Origin of the sequence: Marasmitruncus massiliensis, assembly GCF_900186535.1 — a bacterium.
Classification (GTDB): domain Bacteria; phylum Bacillota; class Clostridia; order Oscillospirales; family Ruminococcaceae; genus Anaerotruncus; species Anaerotruncus massiliensis_A.
Window position 1 is genome coordinate 556,011 of record NZ_FYDE01000004.1, and the last position, 19,370, is coordinate 575,380.

16 protein-coding genes are annotated in these 19,370 nt (G+C 51.6%); 12 read left to right on the plus strand and 4 right to left on the minus strand.

The genetic code is table 11. The features are described from left to right. Window positions 1–28: 28 nt before the first annotated feature. Together C1A10_RS06600 and C1A10_RS06605 are read right to left on the minus strand one after the other, a co-directional pair. On the minus strand, window positions 29–370 hold the full coding sequence (locus C1A10_RS06600) for a GIY-YIG nuclease family protein (protein WP_101909495.1): 342 nt from the start codon (window positions 368–370) through the stop codon (window positions 29–31). Further along, window positions 370–852, minus strand: coding sequence for a DUF6530 family protein (locus C1A10_RS06605; RefSeq protein ID WP_101909496.1), 483 nt, complete (start codon window positions 850–852; stop codon window positions 370–372). The genes C1A10_RS06600 and C1A10_RS06605 overlap by 1 nt, the downstream gene beginning before the upstream one ends. A 222-nt stretch (window positions 853–1,074) precedes the next feature. Between C1A10_RS06605 and C1A10_RS06610 the strand changes: the two genes are divergently transcribed. From C1A10_RS06610 to C1A10_RS06650, 9 genes are all read left to right on the plus strand, one after another. Continuing rightward, window positions 1,075–3,045, plus strand: a complete 1,971-nt coding sequence (locus C1A10_RS06610; protein WP_101909497.1) for a DHH family phosphoesterase — start codon at window positions 1,075–1,077, stop codon at window positions 3,043–3,045. A gap of 63 nt (window positions 3,046–3,108) precedes the next feature. Further along, on the plus strand, window positions 3,109–3,558 hold the full coding sequence (gene rplI / locus C1A10_RS06615; protein ID WP_101909498.1) for a 50S ribosomal protein L9: 450 nt from the start codon (window positions 3,109–3,111) through the stop codon (window positions 3,556–3,558). 35 nt (window positions 3,559–3,593) lie between these two features. Continuing rightward, on the plus strand, window positions 3,594–4,949 hold the full coding sequence (gene dnaB, locus C1A10_RS06620; RefSeq protein ID WP_423241413.1) for a replicative DNA helicase: 1,356 nt from the start codon (window positions 3,594–3,596) through the stop codon (window positions 4,947–4,949). Further along, the gene (gene tilS, locus C1A10_RS06625) at window positions 4,939–6,327 is read left to right on the plus strand and encodes a tRNA lysidine(34) synthetase TilS (protein ID WP_101909499.1); all 1,389 of its coding nucleotides are present in this window, start codon (window positions 4,939–4,941) and stop codon (window positions 6,325–6,327) included. Before dnaB ends, tilS begins: the two co-directional genes overlap by 11 nt. Further along, entirely contained in the window at window positions 6,324–6,893 is a 570-nt protein-coding gene (gene hpt, locus C1A10_RS06630) for a hypoxanthine phosphoribosyltransferase (RefSeq protein ID WP_101909500.1), read from the plus strand. Before tilS ends, hpt begins: the two co-directional genes overlap by 4 nt. Continuing rightward, the gene (gene ftsH / locus C1A10_RS06635; protein WP_101909501.1) at window positions 6,893–8,866 is read left to right on the plus strand and encodes an ATP-dependent zinc metalloprotease FtsH; all 1,974 of its coding nucleotides are present in this window, start codon (window positions 6,893–6,895) and stop codon (window positions 8,864–8,866) included. Before hpt ends, ftsH begins: the two co-directional genes overlap by 1 nt. A 79-nt stretch (window positions 8,867–8,945) precedes the next feature. Then, on the plus strand, window positions 8,946–9,887 hold the full coding sequence (locus C1A10_RS06640; RefSeq protein ID WP_101909502.1) for a 1-phosphofructokinase family hexose kinase: 942 nt from the start codon (window positions 8,946–8,948) through the stop codon (window positions 9,885–9,887). Between the two features lie 347 nt (window positions 9,888–10,234). Continuing rightward, window positions 10,235–11,080 (plus strand): MurR/RpiR family transcriptional regulator, encoded by an 846-nt coding sequence (locus C1A10_RS06645; RefSeq protein WP_101909503.1) that lies wholly within the window; start codon window positions 10,235–10,237, stop codon window positions 11,078–11,080. A gap of 122 nt (window positions 11,081–11,202) precedes the next feature. Then, window positions 11,203–11,835: a cytidylate kinase-like family protein gene (locus tag C1A10_RS06650; RefSeq protein ID WP_341456892.1), complete on the plus strand. Its 633-nt coding sequence runs from the start codon at window positions 11,203–11,205 to the stop codon at window positions 11,833–11,835. A gap of 56 nt (window positions 11,836–11,891) precedes the next feature. Here C1A10_RS06650 and C1A10_RS06655 read toward each other — a convergent pair whose 3' ends face one another. Beyond that, window positions 11,892–12,866, minus strand: coding sequence for a biotin--[acetyl-CoA-carboxylase] ligase (locus C1A10_RS06655; protein ID WP_101909504.1), 975 nt, complete (start codon window positions 12,864–12,866; stop codon window positions 11,892–11,894). A gap of 185 nt (window positions 12,867–13,051) precedes the next feature. Here C1A10_RS06655 and C1A10_RS06660 point away from each other — a divergent pair, with 185 nt between their 5' ends. The 3 genes from C1A10_RS06660 (at window position 13,052) to C1A10_RS06670 (ending at window position 16,354) form a co-directional block, all read left to right on the plus strand. Then, entirely contained in the window at window positions 13,052–13,768 is a 717-nt protein-coding gene (locus tag C1A10_RS06660; RefSeq protein WP_101909505.1) for a gamma-glutamyl-gamma-aminobutyrate hydrolase family protein, read from the plus strand. A 31-nt stretch (window positions 13,769–13,799) separates the two neighbouring features. Then, entirely contained in the window at window positions 13,800–14,879 is a 1,080-nt protein-coding gene (gene mutY, locus C1A10_RS06665) for an A/G-specific adenine glycosylase (protein WP_101909506.1), read from the plus strand. A 98-nt stretch (window positions 14,880–14,977) separates the two neighbouring features. Beyond that, window positions 14,978–16,354 (plus strand): citrate/2-methylcitrate synthase, encoded by a 1,377-nt coding sequence (locus C1A10_RS06670; RefSeq protein WP_101909507.1) that lies wholly within the window; start codon window positions 14,978–14,980, stop codon window positions 16,352–16,354. A gap of 60 nt (window positions 16,355–16,414) precedes the next feature. Here C1A10_RS06670 and C1A10_RS06675 read toward each other — a convergent pair whose 3' ends face one another. Next, entirely contained in the window at window positions 16,415–19,363 is a 2,949-nt protein-coding gene (locus C1A10_RS06675) for a hypothetical protein (protein WP_101909508.1), read from the minus strand. Window positions 19,364–19,370 lie beyond the last annotated feature (7 nt).

Below are 19,370 nucleotides of genomic sequence, written 5' to 3' on the forward strand. Positions count from 1 at the left end.
ACCCGCCGAGCGCGGGTGTTTTTTCTGTTTAATAGGAGAGGGAAGGATCAAGCTTTTCCAGCCATAATTCACCCAGGGCTTCGATGTCCGCTTTGAATTCTTCCGGTGTCTGCGTTTCTTTTTGTTCAATTTCGTCAAGAATCTCAAAGGTAAACGCATCCTTGCCGTAGGCGTCCCAGTCTTTTTGCAGTTTATAGTGGATGCAGGAGCCTGTGGAACAGGAAAAGGCAAAGCGATTCTGATTGCCTTTGGGGTTGGGCCCGATTTCCAGCAGGTATTTCCCATTGACGGTGTTCCGGATGATACAGACCCCTCCCTGCAAGGGTCTCTGCTTATATTCCCGGATCAGTTCTTTTTTGCGTTCATCCATCAGTAGCCCATCTCCTTTAAAATACGAGCCAGCACCGACAGCCGTTCCCCAAGCAACTCATCATCATTGGAAAGTGCCTGGCTGAACAGTTTGATGTCCTCGTCGATCATCGGATTTTCGGTACATACCCCTACTGTCATGGCGTCGCCCTGCAAACCGATGCGGTCAATGACCGGCTGGTCGGGGTCATACATTTTTTGGTACCGGTATCCTTCTTCGCGGAAATATAGTTTGGTGCGGCAGATTAAGATTGCAAGATCGATGATACGGTGAAGAGGGAGTTCTTCCGATTGCCTGGACCACTTTTCTCCCGTATATCTCCAGACTTTTGCGGAAATATCCAGACGGCCGCGATCGTTCCACTGGGCTAAGCCGAGGGAAATCCCTTTCGCATCGCTGTTATAGGCATAACGCCCGTCGATATGCTCATAATCTTCCGAAGCGATCACAGGCTTGTGCTTAAGTGTGACCGGTATTTTCATGGTTAATGCCTCCGATTACTAATTTACTAAATTACTGATTTAGTAAATTCATTATAAACCGCTTCTGCGCCGAAGTCAAGTACGAAATGCGATTGCAACCCCAATCAGAACGTGTTATAATAAAGACCGATTGGCAATATGGAGCGTGCCTTGCTTTTTCGTCCGTTTCAAGTTGTCTGCCATATTCAAAGTCCATTCGATCTGTGAAAATGAGGTTTCAAAGTGAAGAAGAACTTGAACTTGTTCCGGCCTGTTTTCTATATTTCAGCCGGTTGCTGCATTTCAATGACGGTCGCGTCTCTGTTTTTCAGTCTGCGGCTGTTCTATATTTGCGCCTCAGTAACCGTTGTCTGCATTGCGTTGATCGTGTGGCAGATGCTGTCCATTCGGAACTCGGTTACCAAATTTCTGATTCAGATGGGCCATCTGCTGACCACCGTCCAGCAGGATGCCCTGATTAATTTTCCCATCCCTGTCATGGTCTGTGACAGCGACGGAGAAATCCTGTGGGCAAACCAGCAGGCGCAGCGCGGCGTCCTGGATGGGGAAAACATCTATTCCAAAAGCATTTATACGATCCTGACCGGTCTGGATATTACCCGCCGCTGCCCGGACAACGGATACGAGGTGGATTATAAGGGGCGGCACTTTGTAGCATATGTTACCCGTGCGGTCAACAATCATCAGGACCTGTATATGGTCTATTTCTTTGATAACACCGAGTTGAAGCAGTTTGCCCATGAATATTTTGAAACACGCCCTTCCATCATGCTTCTGGTTGTGGATAACTATGAAGAGCTCCAGCAAACCATGAAGGACAACGAGCGTTCCCGCCTGATGGGGCAGATCGAATATACAGTAAGCAAATACGTTTCGGAAAACGGCGGGCTGATGGTAAAAACCGAGCGGGACCGTTTTATCGTTATTATTGAGGAACGCAATCTCAGGGGAATTATCTCTTCCAGATTTCAGATTTTGGAAGAGGTGCGCGCCATTGAAAACGAGGCCAATCAGGTTCCCACGCTTTCCATTGGCGTGGGGCGGGATGCTTCAACCCTCAGCGAAAGCGAGCAGTTTGCGCGGCAGGCTGTGGATATGGCCTTGGGGCGCGGCGGGGATCAGGCCGCCGTACGCAGCGTTTCCGGCTACGAATTTTTCGGCGGGGTTTCCAATGGGGTTGAAAAGCGCACCAAAGTAAAAACCCGTATTGTAGCGACGGCTTTGGCGGAATTGATGAACGGCAGCGACAATGTGCTGGTCATGGGGCACCAGAACTCCGATTTGGACTGCTTCGGCGCTTCTATCGGGATTTTAAAGGCCGCCCGCCTGATGGGTAAGGATGCATGGCTGGTCATCCGTCGCGACAAAAACCTGGTGGGTCCTTTATATGACAAACTGCTGGAAAATGGCTATAACGGGCTGTTCATCGAGCCGGAGGAAGCACTGTCCCATATCAGCAGAAAAACGCTGCTGGTAATCTGCGATACGCATGTGAAGACGTTTCTGGAATCGGCGGAAGTATTTGAGGCCTGCAAATCCGTTGTGGTGATTGACCATCACCGCAAGATGGTGGGGCATATTGAAAACGCCGTGATCTTCTATCATGAGCCCTATGCGTCCAGCGCGTCGGAAATGGTGACGGAGCTGGTGCAGTATTTCGGCGAACGTTACCGCATCGGCCGCTACGAGGCGGAAGCTCTGCTGGCCGGCATTATGCTGGATACCAAAAACTTTGTGATCAAGACGGGCGTCCGTACCTTTGAAGCGGCTGCTTATCTGCGCAAAATCGGTGCGGATACGGTGGAGGTGCGCAAGCTTTTTGCCATCCAGATGGGAGCGTACCAGCTGAAGGCACAGCTGGTTGCCAACGCTGAAATTTATAAAGGCTGCGCGATTGCCGTTTCTCCCAACCGGGAAATTTCGGATATTCAGGTGACTGCCGCGCAGGCGGCGGATGAACTGCTGAATATCAGCGGGGTGCAGGCGTCGTTTTTGATCTTCCGCATTGGCGATGGGATCTCTTATTCGGCGCGGAGCATGGGGCAGCTGAATGTCCAGCTGATTATGGAAAAGCTGGGCGGAGGCGGGCATCACACGATGGCCGGAGCCCAGATTGCAAATATCAGTCTGGAAGAGGCAAAATCCAGGCTGACTGCGGCAATCGACGAATTTTTTGAAGAAAACAGCCGGTAGTCTGTTTTACGGCATTTATTTATTGCCAGACAGTCCGAATTTATATAGATAGGGGTTTTAAATATGAAAGTAATTTTGACAAAAGATGTACAGGGCAGCGGCAAAAAAGGTGACCTTGTGAATGTCTCAGACGGATACGCCCGTAATTTTTTGCTGCCAAAAGGGCTTGCGGTCGAGGCAAACGCGCAGGCAATGGGAGAACTGAAGGCAAAAGAGGCTGCCGCGGCTCACAAGGCGGCTGTTGAAAAACAGGCGGCGCTGGATCTCGCTGCGAAACTGGAAGGCAAAACTGTCAAGCTCACTGCAAAAGCGGGGGCAAACGGCAAGCTCTTCGGTTCTGTTACAGCCAAAGAAATTTCGGAGGAACTGAAAAAGCAGTTCGGCGCTGAAATCGATAAACGGAAAATTTCGCTGGATTCCGATATCAAGGCGTTTGGAAGCTATACGGCTGTGGCGAAGCTCCACCCCGGTATTACCGCAAGCATCTATGTGGTAGTTGGGGAAGCGGAATAAAATTCATGAAGTAATTTGCATAAGGGGGGCAGAGCTTGGCTGATTTTGACATAAGCGGACAGTACGGCCAGCAGATGCCCTATAATCTGGAAGCGGAACAGAGCGTGCTCGGCGCTGTTCTGATCGACCCGGCATGCTTCCCTGTGGTTATGGAAAACCTGCGTACGGATATGTTCCACCGCCCGCAGCATCAGCAGATCTTTGATGCGTTCCTCGGCATGTTTACCCGCAACGAGGTCATGGACTTCATCACCATTTTGGAAGAGGTCAAACGGCAGGAAGTTTTTGAAACCGCGGAAGACGCGAAAATCTACCTGACAAATCTTGCTCAGGTTGTGCCGTCTTCGGCAAATGTGGAGGCTTATTGCCGGATTGTCCGCGAAAAGTATTACATCCGCAGGCTGATTACCGCCTCGCGGGAGATTATAGAGATGGCGCAGGAGCCGCAGGCGGATTCGGACATGCTGCTTGACAGCGCGGAGCAGACAATCTTCGATATCCGGCAGGGGCGCAATACCAGCGCGTTCAAGCATATCCGTACGGCAATTACCGAAACCTATGAAACCCTCCAAAGGCTGTCCGGTGAGGACAGGGATCGATATAAAGGCATCTCCACCGGCTACCCGGCGCTGGACCATGTGATTACAGGGCTGAATAAGTCGGATTTGATCCTGATTGCCGCCCGCCCCGGTATGGGCAAGACTTCTTTCGCGCTGAACATCGCGGAAAATGTGGCGACAAAAACAGATAAAACCGTCGCAGTGTTTTCCCTTGAGATGAGCAGCGAGCAGCTTGCGCAAAGGCTGCTGTCCTCTCAGGCGTCTGTGGAAGGCAAGTCCCTCCGGACGGGGGAACTCTCCGGCGACGACTGGGTCCGCATCGCGATGGCGTCGCAGGTGCTTTCCAAGGCGGACATCTATCTGGATGATACTCCCGGCATCACCATCGGGGAGATGAAGGCAAAGCTGCGCAGACTCCGTAAGGTGGATGTGGTAATCATTGACTACCTGCAGCTGATGTCGTCCGGACGACGGATTGAAAACCGTGTGCAGGAAATCTCTGAAATTACCCGAAACCTCAAAATTATGGCGAAAGAATTAAATGTTCCGGTAATTACCCTGTCCCAGCTTTCCCGTGGCCCGGAGTCCCGTGCCGACCACAAGCCGATGCTTTCCGATTTGCGTGAGTCAGGGTCCATTGAGCAGGATGCGGACATCGTGCTGCTATTGTACCGTGAGGACTATTATGCGCGTGAAGAGGCGGAAGAACGCAACATCGTGGAATGTGATGTTGCGAAAAACCGCCATGGCGAAGTTGGCGTCGTAAAGCTTGGATGGGACAACCGTTATACAAGATTTACCAATTTGGAGTTATCGCGTCATGAACCATAAGGCGAGAGCTACAATTGAACAATTCGCAATGCTTCGGCAGGGCGACACGGTTACGGCGGCGGTTTCGGGCGGCGCCGATTCGGTCGCGCTGCTCGATTTTTTATGTTCGGTCACGGATCTCGATCTGCATGTGCGCGCCTGCCATCTGAACCACTGCCTGCGCGGGGAAGAAAGCGACCGCGACGAACAGCTGGTCCGCACCATGTGCGGGCAGTATGGCGTTCCGCTTGATGTGCGCAGGGTGAACATCAAGCAGCTTGCGGGAGAACGCGGAACCTCGCTGGAAGTAACCGGCCGTGAGGAACGGTATGCGTTTTTTACTGAACTGGCCGAAAAGTATCACAGCAAAATTGCAACGGCGCACACGCTTTCCGATACAGCGGAAACAGTTTTACTCAACCTTTCCCGCGGTACCGGGATTACCGGCCTGTGCGGGATTCCTCCGGTCAGAGGCCCCATTATCCGGCCGCTGATTGCCTGTTCACGCGAAGAGATTGAACGTTACTGCACTATGCATAACCTGTGCTATGTTACGGACAGCACAAATCTGTCCAACGACTATACACGAAATCATATCCGGCATAACATTGTGCCTCTGCTGGCCCGCATCAATCCAGGCGCTTTGGATGCGATTGGGCGTTTGACTGATCTGCTGCGTCTGGACGCAGATTACCTGCAGCAGCAGGCGCTGGCGGAAGCCGGACGGTGCGCGGCGGAAGGCGGGTTTTCACTGGAAAAACTGGCTGATCTGCATCCTGCCGTCCGCTCGAGAATCATTTCGGGGATGCTGGAAGATCATGGAATTGAGCGCAGCGCGGAACGGATCAGCCTGATTGAGGAAATCATAATAGGTGGAAAACGCCACGTGCTTCAGGTCGGGAAAAACTGGTATATTACGGCGCGCGGGGGAATCCTGCGCGCTGAGTGCCGCACAAGACGGAAAAGCGACCCGCTCAGGCAGGTGGCGGTCAGAAAAAACGGTCTTGACGGACAAACGATTCCGCTTGGAAACCGGAAAACAGTGACTTTTTCCGTATTGAATTGTGCAGATTATGAAATTTTTGAGAACAATACCGATTTGGTATTAAAAAATGCTGCGGATTATGATAAAATAAATTCTGATATTTTTTTACGTTCGCGGCAGGCGGGAGATAAAATGAAGCCTGCTAACCGCGGCTGCACAAAATCGCTGAAAAAACTGTTCAGTGAACTTGCCCTGCAAGACAGGGATCAGCTGTGTGTGGCAGCGGATAGCGAGGGTGTGGTGTTTGTTGAAAATATCGGTGTGGATGCGAGGGTCAAAGTGGACCGCAGTACCCGCAATGTGTTAACGTTTACGATTACTCAATCGGAAGATTACGGAGGGCGACAGGCGTGACAGACGATATCTTAAAAGTGCTCATCAGTGAAAATGAAATTAAACAAAAGGTGCAGGAACTTGGCAAAACGATTTCTTCAGATTATGAGGGGAAGAATGTGCTTGTGCTCGGGGTTCTGAAGGGCTCGTTCGTCTTTATGGCGGATCTGATCCGTGAGCTGAGCATCCCGGTTGAAGTGGAATTTATGGCGGTTTCCAGTTATCATTCCGGCGTAAAAACATCCGGAGTGGTTAAGATAATCAAGGATATTGACATTAACCCTCAAAACTTACACATATTGATTGTCGAGGATATTCTGGACAGCGGCCTGACTCTGAGCTATCTCAAAGGGCTGCTGATGCAGCGGGGTGCCACGGATATCAGGATTGCGACTCTGCTCGATAAGCCTGCCCGCCGGATTGCGGATATCAAAGCCGATTACACCTGCTTTGAAGTGCCGGATGAGTTTGTTGTAGGGTACGGGCTTGATTATGCGGAACAATACCGGAATCTCCCCTATGTCGGCGTGCTGAAGCCAGAGGTATATGGACAGCCTGCCGGCCAGGAAAAGCAAGCTAAGGGCTGATGCCCAATGATTTTGACAGGAGTGAAAAAAATTTGAACAAAAAGTCGAAAGGCATCGGTATTTATATTTCGGTATTCCTGCTGCTGATGCTTATGGCGGTCATGTTGCTTTCATCGAGCATGAAAACTCCGACTTCCGTGAAATATTCCGAGGTGATCGGGTATTTCCAGAGGCTGGAAGTCAAGGAATTTGAGCTTGATCAAAACACAGGAAAACTGAATCTGACGCTGATTGATGATAAAAAGCTGGCGGATTATAAAATTCCGAACCTCAGTATTTTTTATAACGACGTCAACGGAACGCTCGCTGATGGGAGCGACGACCTGATTGCCGCTTACAATAAGGCGAATCCGGACGCGCCGATGAAATATGACTATATCCCTGTGAAAGAATACCCGGTATGGCTCAGCTTTATCCCGACTCTGCTGCTGGTCGGCATGCTGGTGTTTTTCTATGTGATGATGATGCGGCAGGCGCGCGGAGGCGGCACCGGCGGGGTCATGAGCTTTGGAAAGGCCAAGCCCCGCGCTCCGGAAGAGGGCCCGAAAGTTACGTTCAATGATGTTGCGGGTGCTGAAGAGGAAAAAGAAGAGCTGGTTGAAATCGTTGAATTCCTCAGGAATCCGAGTAAGTTCAACGCGCTGGGTGCGCGTATTCCCAAGGGCGTTTTGCTGATGGGCCCTCCGGGAACCGGTAAGACGCTGCTGGCCAAGGCGGTCGCAGGTGAAGCGGGTGTCCCGTTCTTCTCCATCTCGGGTTCCGACTTTGTAGAAATGTTTGTGGGTGTCGGTGCGTCCCGTGTCCGTGACCTGTTCGAGCAGGCAAAGAAAAATGCCCCCTCTATCATTTTCATCGACGAAATTGATGCGGTCGGCCGCCATCGCGGCGCCGGACTTGGCGGCGGACACGATGAACGTGAGCAGACACTGAACCAATTGCTGGTTGAAATGGACGGCTTTGGAACCAACAGCGGCGTCATTGTGATCGCTGCCACCAACCGCCGCGATATTCTGGACCCGGCTTTGCTGCGCCCCGGCCGTTTTGACCGCCAGATCGCGGTCGGATATCCGGACATTAAGGGCCGTGAAGCAATCCTGCGCGTCCACACACGCAATAAGCCGATTGGTCCGGATGTGGACCTCAAGACGATTGCCGCGTCTACGGTAGGCTTTACCGGGGCAGATCTGGAAAATCTTTGCAATGAGGCTGCGCTGCTTTCAGCAAAAAAGGGCCTTAAAGCAATCACAATGACGGAAATTGAAGAAGCGACCATTAAAGTGATCGCAGGACCGGAAAAACGTTCCCACGTTGTTACTGAAAAAGACAAAAAACTAACGGCTTATCATGAGGCAGGCCATGCGGTCTGTACTTACTATCTGCCGACACAGGACCCGGTTCACCAGATTTCCATTGTTCCGCGCGGAATGGCTGGCGGTTACACGCTGTCTTTGCCCGGTGAGGATAAATCCTATGTGACCAAGCGGGAGATGAACGAGGATATCGTCACGTTGCTGGGCGGGCGCATGGCGGAAAAGCTGGTGCTGGAAGATATTTCGACAGGGGCTTCCAACGACATTGAAAGGGCTACAAAAGTCGCCCGCAATATGATCATGCGGTATGGCTTCTCCGAAAAATTAGGACCGATCGTTTACGGCCATGATGAGGATGAAATTTTCCTGGGGCGTGACTTTAACAATACGCCCAGCTATTCTGAGAATGTGGCGGCAGAAATTGACGCTGAAATCCGTGAAATCATCGATACTGCTTATGAACGCGCCCGCGATATCCTGACGGAACATATGAATCAGCTGCATCAGGTGGCGCAGTTCCTATTTAAACATGAGCGGATGGAAGAAGCAGAATTTGCCGCAATGATGCAGGGCTTGCCTGTTCCGGGAGATACAGAAGAGGAAACACCAAAAGAGGAACAGGATATCAATCAGATCCCTGAAGCGGACAAAACAACCGAATAGCTTTCAAAATATGCGTGCGGACGGCATCAAGGCCGTCCGCCTCCTATGTCCTCATAGATAAAGGGAGGTCGGCTATTTTATGATGTTTGATAAGATTATTACATTATCCCTCAACCCTGCGGCGGATTCTACCTGTTATATGAAGGAATTCATACAGGGGGAGAATAATGTTGTGGAAAGTGAGCTGTATGATGCCGCAGGCAAAGCGGTTGATGTGTCCCGCGTGCTGCAGTGTTACGGGATTGCCAATACAGCGTTGATTGTTGCCGGGCAGGATGGAAGCCGCCGCTATTTTGAACGCCTGAAAGACGAGAACGTTACGACTCGCGTGATCTACACCGAAGGGCGTCTGCGGGAAAATCTCTGCATAGTGACAGCGGATGGTACGGAAACCCGTTTGGTCCGCAACGGTCCCAGAATCAAGCAACATACCATTCAGGAGCTGGAAACGGTTCTCGCGGAAGAAATTAAGCCGACCACGCTGGTTGTGGTTGCGGGGCTGATGCCGGAGGGCATTACCAATGTGAACCTTTGTGAAATCTGTGCGTTCATCCAGGAATGCGGCGGCATCATCGCGCTCGATACCCGTTCCGTTACGCTGGAAGATGTAGCGAAAATTAAACCATGGGTGATCAAGCCGAACTATGAGGAACTGTGCGCGCTGGTGGGGAAAGAACTGCACTCCATCGAAGCGATCAAAGAGGCGGTGCTTCAGGTTTCAAAGGCGGGCGTGCACCATGTGCTGGCCAGTTTCGGAGAGGATGGAATGATCTATACGGACGGTTCCGTTACATATAAAGCGGACGTGCCTGTGCTTTCCGAGATCAAGTCGTCGATCGGGGCGGGGGACGCAGCGCTGGCGGGATTCATTATCGCTCACGATTTTAAGTATGACCCCAAACGCTCCCTCCAGTATGCGGCCGCCTTTGGGACTGCGTCCTGTCTTGTGGAGGGAACCAATCCTCCGCGCAGAATTTCGGTGGCCATGATTAATAACCAGATCACAGTTTCGGAAATTTAATAAGCAGTTTCAAAAAACAAGGCGTTGCGGGTTCGGCGCTTTGTTTTTTTATGACGTAAAACAATTTGTTAGCATCGTTTTTTATTGACTTTGACTCTGGAATTTAATTTCAACAGATGGTTATCACATTGTTTTCCTTGCTGGTCACAGGCAAAATAAAACCAATGATTTTATTAAATATTATGTTACTTTCCTATAAAAAAGAAATTATTATGTCGATTTTTGCACGAAAACATGTAAAAATATGTCGAAAAAACATTGAAAATAGTTTTTATAATGCTATAATAACAAAGTAAAAAGAAATTCCTGTTAGCATTGAAACCGATTGTATAGGAGGCTATTCAATAATGAATATACCGCTGATCGCTGCCATTGAAGAACAAATGGACTTTCTGACAGATGCGGAAAAAAAGGTTGCGCAGTTTATTGTAAATAACCGCGAGGATGTTATTTACCTGACTGTGAGCGAACTTGCCAATCAATCCGGATCCAGCGAGGCAACGATCGTGCGCTTTTGCAAATCAATGGGTTATCGGGGCTTTCAGGATTTTAAAATCAATGTTGCAAAAAACACAACCGATTCCCAAAGCGGCTCGAATGAAGCGTTGAAGCAGGATGACTCGACGTCTGCAATTAAGCGTAAGGTCTTCAATTCACGCATCCAGGCTTTGTCGGAAACGCAGAGTGTCCTGAGCGATAAAGAGTTTGAGCGCGCTGTGGATGCGCTCGTAAAAGCGAAACGGATTGAATTGTTCGGGGTAGGGGCTTCCGCTTATGTGGCGGTGGATGTGAAACATAAATTTTTAAAGTACGGAATAAAATGCGGTGTTGACCTCGACGCGGATACCCAGGCAATGTCCGCCAGCCTGCTTGGCAAAGGTGACGTTGCGATCGGGATTACCTATTCGGGGCGTTCAAGTCTTACCATCCGGAATCTGCGCCTGGCAAAGGAACGCGGCGCAACAACGATTGCACTGACGGGCCATGCCCGCTCTCCGGCCTTAAAAGTCAGCGATATTGTATTATTTACAACGGCGAAGGAAACACTGTATAACAGCGATGCGTTCGCTTCCCGCATAGCGGAAATTACAGTGCTGGATGCGCTGCTTATGGCAATTTCGTTGCGGCGTTACGACGAAACACAAAATGCAATCTGTCTCACGAGGTATGCCTCGTCACAAGACAAACAATAAACAGATCGACTCATTCATTTTTAACTTTTCTGAATAACACTGGAAAATCACGGAAAAATCGTATATACTAAAGAGGAGGACACCACACGTCTGAATAGAATGCTTCAAGGGAAGGGGCTGGAATGATGGATCATTTTGTGGTTACCATTGCGAGAGGATATGGAAGCGGCGGCAGAACCATTGGCAGGATGCTGGCGGAAAAGCTCGGAGTTCCTTACTATGATAAGGAGCTGCTGCATCGTGCTGCGGATGACAGCGGCATCAATGTGAAGCTGTTTGCCCAATCGGATGAAAACCTGAAAAGGCCCAAGCTCTTTAAAACGGGAAAGGCAAACTATTCCGGTGAAGTCATTCCTCCTGACAGCGACGATTTCATATCCGAAGAAAATCTGTTTAATTACCAGGCGAAAATCATCCGGGAGCTTGCTGAAACGGAATCCTGTGTAATCGTTGGGCGCTGCGCGGATTTTATTTTAAAGGATTATGATTACGTCCTGCGCATCTATGTCCATGCGCCGATGGATTACTGCATCGAAAAAACGATGGAGATTCACGCCAATTTCAGCAGGGAGGAAGCCGAGCGGTATATTCACAAAACCGATAAACGCCGTGCCGGATACTATCGCTATTTTACCGGGCATGACTGGAAAGATGCCGACAACTACGATTTGTGCATCAACAGCAGCATGCTTGGATGGGACAAATGTGTTGCGCTGGTAAGGTCGTATCTTTCCATTAAATTATCGGAAGACTGAAAAGATAGAGAAAAAGCCCGTTCGGATAACATCCGAACGGGCTTTTTAAGGTACGTTCAAAGCAGTATGGAAACTTCTCCTGAATGAAGCGTTTCCATACTGTTGTCCGGATAACGGACAAGCAGTCCACCGTCATGATCGACTTCGCAGGCGACCGCTGATTGTTTTTTACCGGACCGGTAAAGCGTAATTTCCCTGCCCAATATCAGAGAGCGCTGGCGGTATTCTTCCAGAAATGTTCTGTTTTCCATCGAATTGCATAGTGCGTAAACGTGGTTCAGAATGGCCCCGGCGAGCCGGCTGCGCGTAATGCCGTCCGGCTTCTCCGCAAACAGAAAACCGGCCTGCTCCCGAAGTTCCGGCGGGAAACCTCTTTCCGGCCGGCTGAAATTCAAACCGATTCCCAAAATCACGCATTCGACGGAGCCGCTTTCAAACCCTGTGAGCGCTTCGGTCAGGATGCCGCAGATCTTGCGCCCATTCAGATAAATGTCGTTTACCCATTTGATTTGTGTTTCGGCGCCCGCAATTTCTTTTACCGCGCGGCAGACCGCGACCGCTGCCGCCGTGGTGATGAGTACCGCTTCGGAGGCTTTCAGATCGGGCCGCAAAATAACGCTCAGATAGATTCCAGCGCCGGCGGGGGAAAAAAAGGAACGCCCAAGGCGCCCGCGCCCCAGCGTCTGCTCTTCGGCTAAAATGACGGTGCCTTCCTCGGCGCCGGCAAGAGCCAGTTGTTTGGCGGTGAGATTGGTGGATTCCAGCGAAGAAAAAGTCTGAATCTTTAACTTCTGGCAATGCTCACCTAAAAACGGGGCGATGCTTTCCGCCGACAGCAGATCGGTATTTGCGGCGATTCGATATCCTTTATGGGTGACCGCTTCAATTTCATATCCGGATTTTTTCAGCGATTCCACCGCTTTCCAGACTGCGGCACGGGAAACACCCAATTCTTTTGCCAGAAGCTCTCCGGAACAAAAGCCATTCCTGTGCTGTTCCAGATAAGCCAGAATATCATTTTTGACAGCCATGGCACACCCCCATTGTTTATTACACTTTATTATAGTCTGTTAAGTATTTTGCGTCAACTCGGGCAGATACAGTGAAAATAAAATTCGGAAAATACGTTCTTTCGGTGTTTTCGTGTGCTGTATTCATGTGCTATAATAGAAAACAACATCGAAAAATCTTAGGCTTCGGAAGGGGGCAAAAGCAGATGAAAAAACCAATAATTGGGGTTACACCGCTTTTTGATGAGGAACGGGACAGCATCTGGATGCTGCCGGGGTATTTGAACGGCATCGCAGGCGCGGGCGGGATTCCCGTTATTTTGCCGATGGCCAAAAGCAGGGAGGACATTCTGCGTCTTGCCGTTGAACTGGACGGTTTCCTGTTTACAGGCGGGCAGGACGTTGCCCCTTCCGTTTATGGGGAGGAACCGCTTGCTTTCTGCGGAACACCCTGCCCGGACAAGGACAGGCTGGAACTGCTTTTGCTGCGGGAGGTGATCGGATTGGATAAACCCGCGCTTGGGATTTGCCGGGGCCTTCAGTTTTTCAATGCGGCACTTGGCGGGACGCTCTATCAGGATTTGCCGCAGCAGTTGAAGCTGAAAAGCCCGCTGAACCATCACCAGAGCCCGCCTTACGATCAGCCGGCACACGCTGTGTCCATCCTGCCTGACACGCCGCTGCGCGCGGCTACCGGGTGTGAAAAGATACAGGTCAACAGCTACCATCATCAAGCGGTCAAGTCGCTGGCGGCGGCGCTCAAACCGGCTGCTGTCGCTCCGGACGGCCTGATTGAAGCGGCATTCCATCCCGGAAAGCGCTTTCTGATAGGCGTCCAGTGGCATCCTGAATATATGTATCGAACCGATAAGCCTTCTGCCGATCTGTTTGCAGAATTTGTGTACTGCTGCAGGCAGGGCTGACTCGCTAATTTTTCAATCAAAAGAGGACAATATGAACTTATCCGATATCATTGAGCCGTTGCTGAACTGGTACGAGGCTGAAAAACGTGATCTGCCGTGGCGCGTCAGCAAAGATCCTTACCGCATCTGGATCTCCGAGATTATGCTCCAGCAAACCCGTGTGGAGGCGGTCAAGGGATACTTCGCCCGGTTTTTGACCGCTTTGCCGGATGTGTCCGCGCTTGCCGGGGTACCCGAGCAGCAGCTTCTCAAACTTTGGGAAGGGCTCGGATACTATAACCGCGCGCGCAATCTGCAAAAAGCCGCACAGCAGGTAATGGAGCGCTTTCAGGGAGTCTTGCCGGAAAACTATGAAGATCTGCTGACGCTGCCCGGAATCGGCAGCTACACCGCAGGCGCAGTTGCTTCCATTGCTTTTGGAAAGCCGGTACCCGCTGTTGACGGAAATGTACTGCGCGTTCTTTCCCGCCTGACTGCGAATTACGATGATATTGCGGACCCCAAAACCAAACGCGCCGCGGAGGACACACTGCGCGCGGTCATGCCGGCGGGGCGCTGCGGGGAGTTTAATCAGAGCCTGATGGAACTTGGCGCCGTGATTTGCGTGCCCAACGGGCCGCCCGATTGTGGACGCTGCCCTCTGGCGGGCCTGTGCGAAGCGAAGAAACGGGGAACTGCTCTGGAACTGCCCGTAAAATCCGCGAAAAAGCCGCGGCGTATCGAGCAGCATACAATCCTGCTGCTGGTGCGCGACGACCTTCTCGCGATCCGCAGGCGCAAGGGGAAAGGGCTGCTGGCAGGCCTGTGGGAACTGCCTTCCGCGCCGGGGATGCTTACCCGCGAACAGGCCGTATCGCAGGCCCGCACGTTCGGCTTGGAGCCATTGCGTGCCGAGGAGCTGTGCGGTGCGAAGCATATTTTTACACATGTCGAATGGCAGATGACCGGATGGCGCGTCACGGTTGCAGAGAGCAGCCCGATGCAGTCGGGACTGATTTGGGCAAAACCGGAACAGCTCCGGGAGGAATATCCGCTGCCGGCTGCATTTCGAGCCTATCTGGCACCTTTTTTGGAAGAAAACCCAGAATCTTCTCAAACTTCAAAAATATAGATTCCTTATTTTCCGATTGAATCTGATTTCTTTTTTATCCGCAATCTGCTATAATAAATTATTCTACAAAATGAAAGATGAGTAAAGGAGAGTTGCATATGCCGTTCAATCCGTTTTCCGAAGTAACCCAGGAAATTCTGGAGCTTACGGAGCTCTGCAGAAGAAGCAGTGCGATTGACCCAGCACTTTATGAAAAGTACGACGTCAAACGCGGACTGCGCGACATCAACGGAAAAGGCGTTCTCACCGGCCTGACCGAAATTTCTGAGATTCAGTCTACCCAGCGGGATGAAAACGGAGCGGAGGTTCCCTGTGAGGGCCGCCTGTTTTATCATGGAGTAGATGTCAAGAACCTGGTGAGCGGATTTATCCGTGAAAACCGGTTTGGCTTTGAGGAAACAACCTACTTACTGCTGTTTGGAAAGCTTCCCACGCAGGAGCAGCTTGACCAGTTTACCGCTCTGCTTACGCGGTACCGTTCGCTGCCCACCAGCTTTGTGCGCGATATCATTATGAAAGCCCCCAGCCGCGACATGATGAATACACTGGCCCGCAGCGTCCTGACGCTCTATTCCTACGACGACCGCGCCGACGACATCTCCCTCCCCAATGTTCTCCGCCAGTGCCTGCAGCTGGTTGCGCTGTTCCCCATGCTGTCCGTCTACGGCTACCAGGCATATAACCATTACCATGAGGGAAAGAGCCTGTTCATTCATGCGCCGCAGCCCCATCTTTCCACGGCGGAAAACATTCTGCACATTCTGCGCCCCGACAGCAAGTATACCAAGCTGGAGGCGCGTGTACTGGATGTGGCGCTTGTTCTGCACGCAGAACACGGCGGCGGCAACAACTCCACCTTTACCACGCATGTGGTAAGCTCTTCGGGCACGGACACCTATTCGGCGGTGGCGGCTGCGATCGGTTCGCTGAAGGGGCCGCGCCATGGCGGAGCAAACATCAAAGTTGTGCAGATGTTTGAAGACCTGAAGAAGACGGTCTCCGACTGGTCGGATGAAGAAGCGGTCGCATGTTACTTAAAGAAGCTCCTCCGCAAGGAAGCGTTTGACAAGGCGGGGCTGATCTATGGAATGGGCCATGCGGTTTACTCGCTGTCCGACCCGCGTGCCGATGTGTTCAAATACTACGTCAAGAGCCTGTCCGAGGAAAAAGGGCGGGATAAGGAATTCGGCCTGTATTCGCTTGTTGAGCGGCTGGCGCCCCAGATCATCGGGGAGGAGCGCCGCATCTATAAAGGCGTTTCCGCCAATGTCGATTTCTTCAGCGGCTTTGTCTACAGCATGCTCGATCTGCCGACCGAGTTGTTTACCCCGATTTTTGCGATCTCCCGTATCGCAGGCTGGAGCGCGCATCGGATTGAAGAGCTTTGCAATTCCGGGAAGATTATCCGTCCCGCTTATCTCAGTATTTCTCCGCACTATGATTATGTGCCGATCGATCAGCGGACGGAAGGATAATAAAGGGCCCTCCGGCGAAAAAGAGCGTTCCCGTTTTTCGGGAACGCTCTTTTTCTAAGATTATTGACCGGTGATTCCGGAAATCAGCCCTTTGCACCAGTCCAGAAAGCCGCTTTTTTCTTCTGTAACAGGTGCGGTTTCCTTTTCAACCTCGGGGGCCTTGATTTCATCGGTCTTCATGATGAATTTCAGCTCGGTGCCCAGTTCGGCGGGCGCGTCAGTAAAGATCCGGTATTGATCGGACAGCGCCACAAGTGCCTCCTTGCGATCGAACAGCTCATCGGCATCATCCATTTTGTTCAGCGAACTGCCGACAGTGTCTTTTGCCTGTAATCTGTCCAGCGTTTCGATCATGCTCCGGCCGATGTCAACGTTTTTCGGCAGCAGTGCCCATCTCAGAGAATCGCTGATATCGCGATGATTTTCCAGGTCGTCTTTCATTTTCAGAAGGGTGGTGGTGGTTTTGGGAGACTGATGCAGACTGACATTGATGTCGCCCTTTTTCAGGTCGCGGTTGAGCGCTTTCACGATTGGGCGCAAATCCTGCATGTCCTTGCGGAGATCGTCAATATATTCAATATCGTCCAGCAAATCTTCTTCCTTCAGCTGGTTCATCAGCAGGATGAGAGAGGTGAAGTTCTCCTGATTATAGGCCAAATCCTCTGTGAGTTGTTCCATCGCAGCCTGAATCATCTGCGCCTTTTTTGCGGGGTCTGTCTCATTTTTCACCAGCGGCGCAAAGCAGGCTTCCGCAAGCGGCTGCAGGCTTTCCACTTTGGTGAGCAGGCTGTCGGCAAATGCCATGGCGGCGGGCAGGTCATCGTCCGAAGTAATACCGTTTTCCGCCATTGCCAGCTTCAAAGCGTTCGTATGGCTGCGCAGGGCAATCAGCGATTGAAAAGACGCGTTGTCTTTCAGCATTTCGCAGACGGCATCAAGCTTTTCAGGGTCGCTGAAGATGCTTCCCAGCGCGCTGACAATTTTTGCGCGGGGGGTGCTGCTGCTGTCGGCTTCAAGCTCGTGGGTTACAGGAGATAAGTCGACGGTGTCTGTTTCTTCAGCATTAGTTTCTTCTTCTGCTTGTTCGCCGCCTTCCGGGAGGGATTCATCTGCCTGAGAAGAGGCGTCCTGCCCGTCACTTTCCACATAGGCGGCGAGTACAGAGGTATGCGTATCTTCGCCGTCGGTTTCTTCGGACGGCTCAGGGGTCTTTTCCGGCTGCTCCGATTCCTGAGATTGGGCTTCGGATTCTTCGTCCGAAGAGCTGTTTTCGGGTTCGCTGGAAACGTCGGAACTTTCTTCAGAATCGGGAACGGAAGCATCGGAGGAGGATGAGTCCGCTTCCTCGGGCACCGAAGAGGAAGCATCGGGAACGGCACTTGGAGATATCTGCTGATGATCTGCGAAGATGTCCAACCCGGTGGAAGTGATGCCCGCATCGGCAATATAGCCTGCGGCCATATCTTTGTCAATCTCCTCGGAAAGAGAAGGCAGCAGCGCTTTGAGCAGGACTTTCAGGGATGCGTCCTCAATTTTTCCTGTTCCCGGTATCTGTGCGGCAATGCCTGCATACAGAAGCTGCCCGAAAGCGGCGTCGTCGAGCGTCTGTACATCTCCCAGAAGGGCGAACATCGGCTCTCGGCAGGCAGCCAGCTTTTTCAGGGTTGCAATATTTTTCTGCGCGTCTGCGGTGCCGAAAACAGAGGTGAGCTCGCTGCATCTGCTCATCAGTGTCCGCAGTGCTTTCATGTCCATCTGATCGAAGTCATCCGCGAGAGCCTGCAATTTTGCGGGGCTAAGCTCGTCAACGCGGTCAAGAAGATCAAATACAACATCGTCGTCCAGCAGGGTGTCGAGGGTGCTGTCCTTTAAATCGTATTTGATGCGGTCGTAGAGCTTGATGTTTTCGTCTGTAACGTACTTTGGCAGGATATCCAGCATATCTTTGTTTAAATCATAAAATGCGAAAATGTCGTCCACCAGAAGCTGAGCGGCTTCTGTGCGATCGGGGTCGGTAATCAGGGAGCGCAGATCCCTGTCGGGATCGGCGCGGTCCAGATCGTCCTGCATATCCTGCAGATCGTACAGGTCCCGCCGCATATCGTCAATATCGTCGCTTTTCTTGATTTCGTCCAGATTCGGAAGCTCTGAGGTGACGGCAATTCCGACAGGACCCATTTCAAATTCCTTTGCGTCGGCCGTAACGGTAAATTCCTCCGGAAAATCGAGATCATTGATTTCTTTCAGGCTGTATTTCCCGAGCCCGAGGCTTTCCGACAGTCCCGGCATGCAGACGATGGAAACCGCCTGATTGTTGCCGTCCGCAACAACAGAGCCGTCGCTGACCTGCAAATTGGAAAAGTGATCGTCGGAGAAGCTCATTCCCGCAATCACCATGAGCGGCGTATGCATAACCGTTTGCCTGCCTGCCACCGTCACTTCATTGGCGGTGGCATTTTTAAAGCACAGTTTCATCTCCATCTTACCGGATTTCCCCGCCATTTCCTCGGGTGACAGCTCCCTGCCGTCCATGGAGTAAGTAATGGATATTTCCAGCGGCAGCGGTTTGCTGGTGGTACCGCGGTAATAGAGGTCAGTCCCATCCAGTTTCCACCTGAGGGAATCTCCCTCTTTCTGCGGTGTTTCAGTTCCTTTCACGTTGGTCAGCCCATCAATATCTGTTCTGTCGGGAAGTTCCGCGCCGGGAGTGTCGCTGTGCAGCCAGTCGGTAACGATGGATTCGCGCACGCTGCCGTCCGCGTTCAGGTTCACATAAACAGTTTCGCTCTTTTTCCCAAGATAAGCGGGTTCCTGCTGCTCCTGCCCGGGCTGTGGTTCCGGGGCCTCCGGCGCATCGGTGCTTTCCTGCGGCAGAGAGTCGGAAGGAGCGCTGTACGCGGAAATCGGAGGCAGGGAATCGGCGGTTGCGGCGGCGGCCGATACGGTGGTCGCCAGCACAAGCGCCATTGACCCGCACATGACCCTTAGGGTGTTTTTTTGCAGTTTCATCGGTATT

Excerpts from the sequence above, each read along its gene's own strand:
- C1A10_RS06605 (WP_101909496.1), bottom strand. The coding sequence starts at position 852 with ATGAAAATACCGGTCACACTTAAGCACAAGCCTGTGATCGCTTCGGAA.
- tilS (WP_101909499.1), top strand. The coding sequence starts at position 4,939 with ATGAACCATAAGGCGAGAGCTACAATTGAACAATTCGCAATGCTTCGG.
- ftsH (WP_101909501.1), top strand. The coding sequence starts at position 6,893 with ATGCCCAATGATTTTGACAGGAGTGAAAAAAATTTGAACAAAAAGTCG.
- C1A10_RS06650 (WP_341456892.1), top strand. The coding sequence starts at position 11,203 with ATGATGGATCATTTTGTGGTTACCATTGCGAGAGGATATGGAAGCGGC.
- C1A10_RS06660 (WP_101909505.1), top strand. The coding sequence starts at position 13,052 with ATGAAAAAACCAATAATTGGGGTTACACCGCTTTTTGATGAGGAACGG.
- rplI (WP_101909498.1), top strand. The coding sequence starts at position 3,109 with ATGAAAGTAATTTTGACAAAAGATGTACAGGGCAGCGGCAAAAAAGGT.
- C1A10_RS06640 (WP_101909502.1), top strand. The coding sequence starts at position 8,946 with ATGATGTTTGATAAGATTATTACATTATCCCTCAACCCTGCGGCGGAT.
- mutY (WP_101909506.1), top strand. The coding sequence starts at position 13,800 with ATGAACTTATCCGATATCATTGAGCCGTTGCTGAACTGGTACGAGGCT.
- C1A10_RS06645 (WP_101909503.1), top strand. The coding sequence starts at position 10,235 with ATGAATATACCGCTGATCGCTGCCATTGAAGAACAAATGGACTTTCTG.
- C1A10_RS06655 (WP_101909504.1), bottom strand. The coding sequence starts at position 12,866 with ATGGCTGTCAAAAATGATATTCTGGCTTATCTGGAACAGCACAGGAAT.
- C1A10_RS06670 (WP_101909507.1), top strand. The coding sequence starts at position 14,978 with ATGCCGTTCAATCCGTTTTCCGAAGTAACCCAGGAAATTCTGGAGCTT.
- C1A10_RS06600 (WP_101909495.1), bottom strand. The coding sequence starts at position 370 with ATGGATGAACGCAAAAAAGAACTGATCCGGGAATATAAGCAGAGACCC.
- C1A10_RS06675 (WP_101909508.1), bottom strand. The coding sequence starts at position 19,363 with ATGAAACTGCAAAAAAACACCCTAAGGGTCATGTGCGGGTCAATGGCG.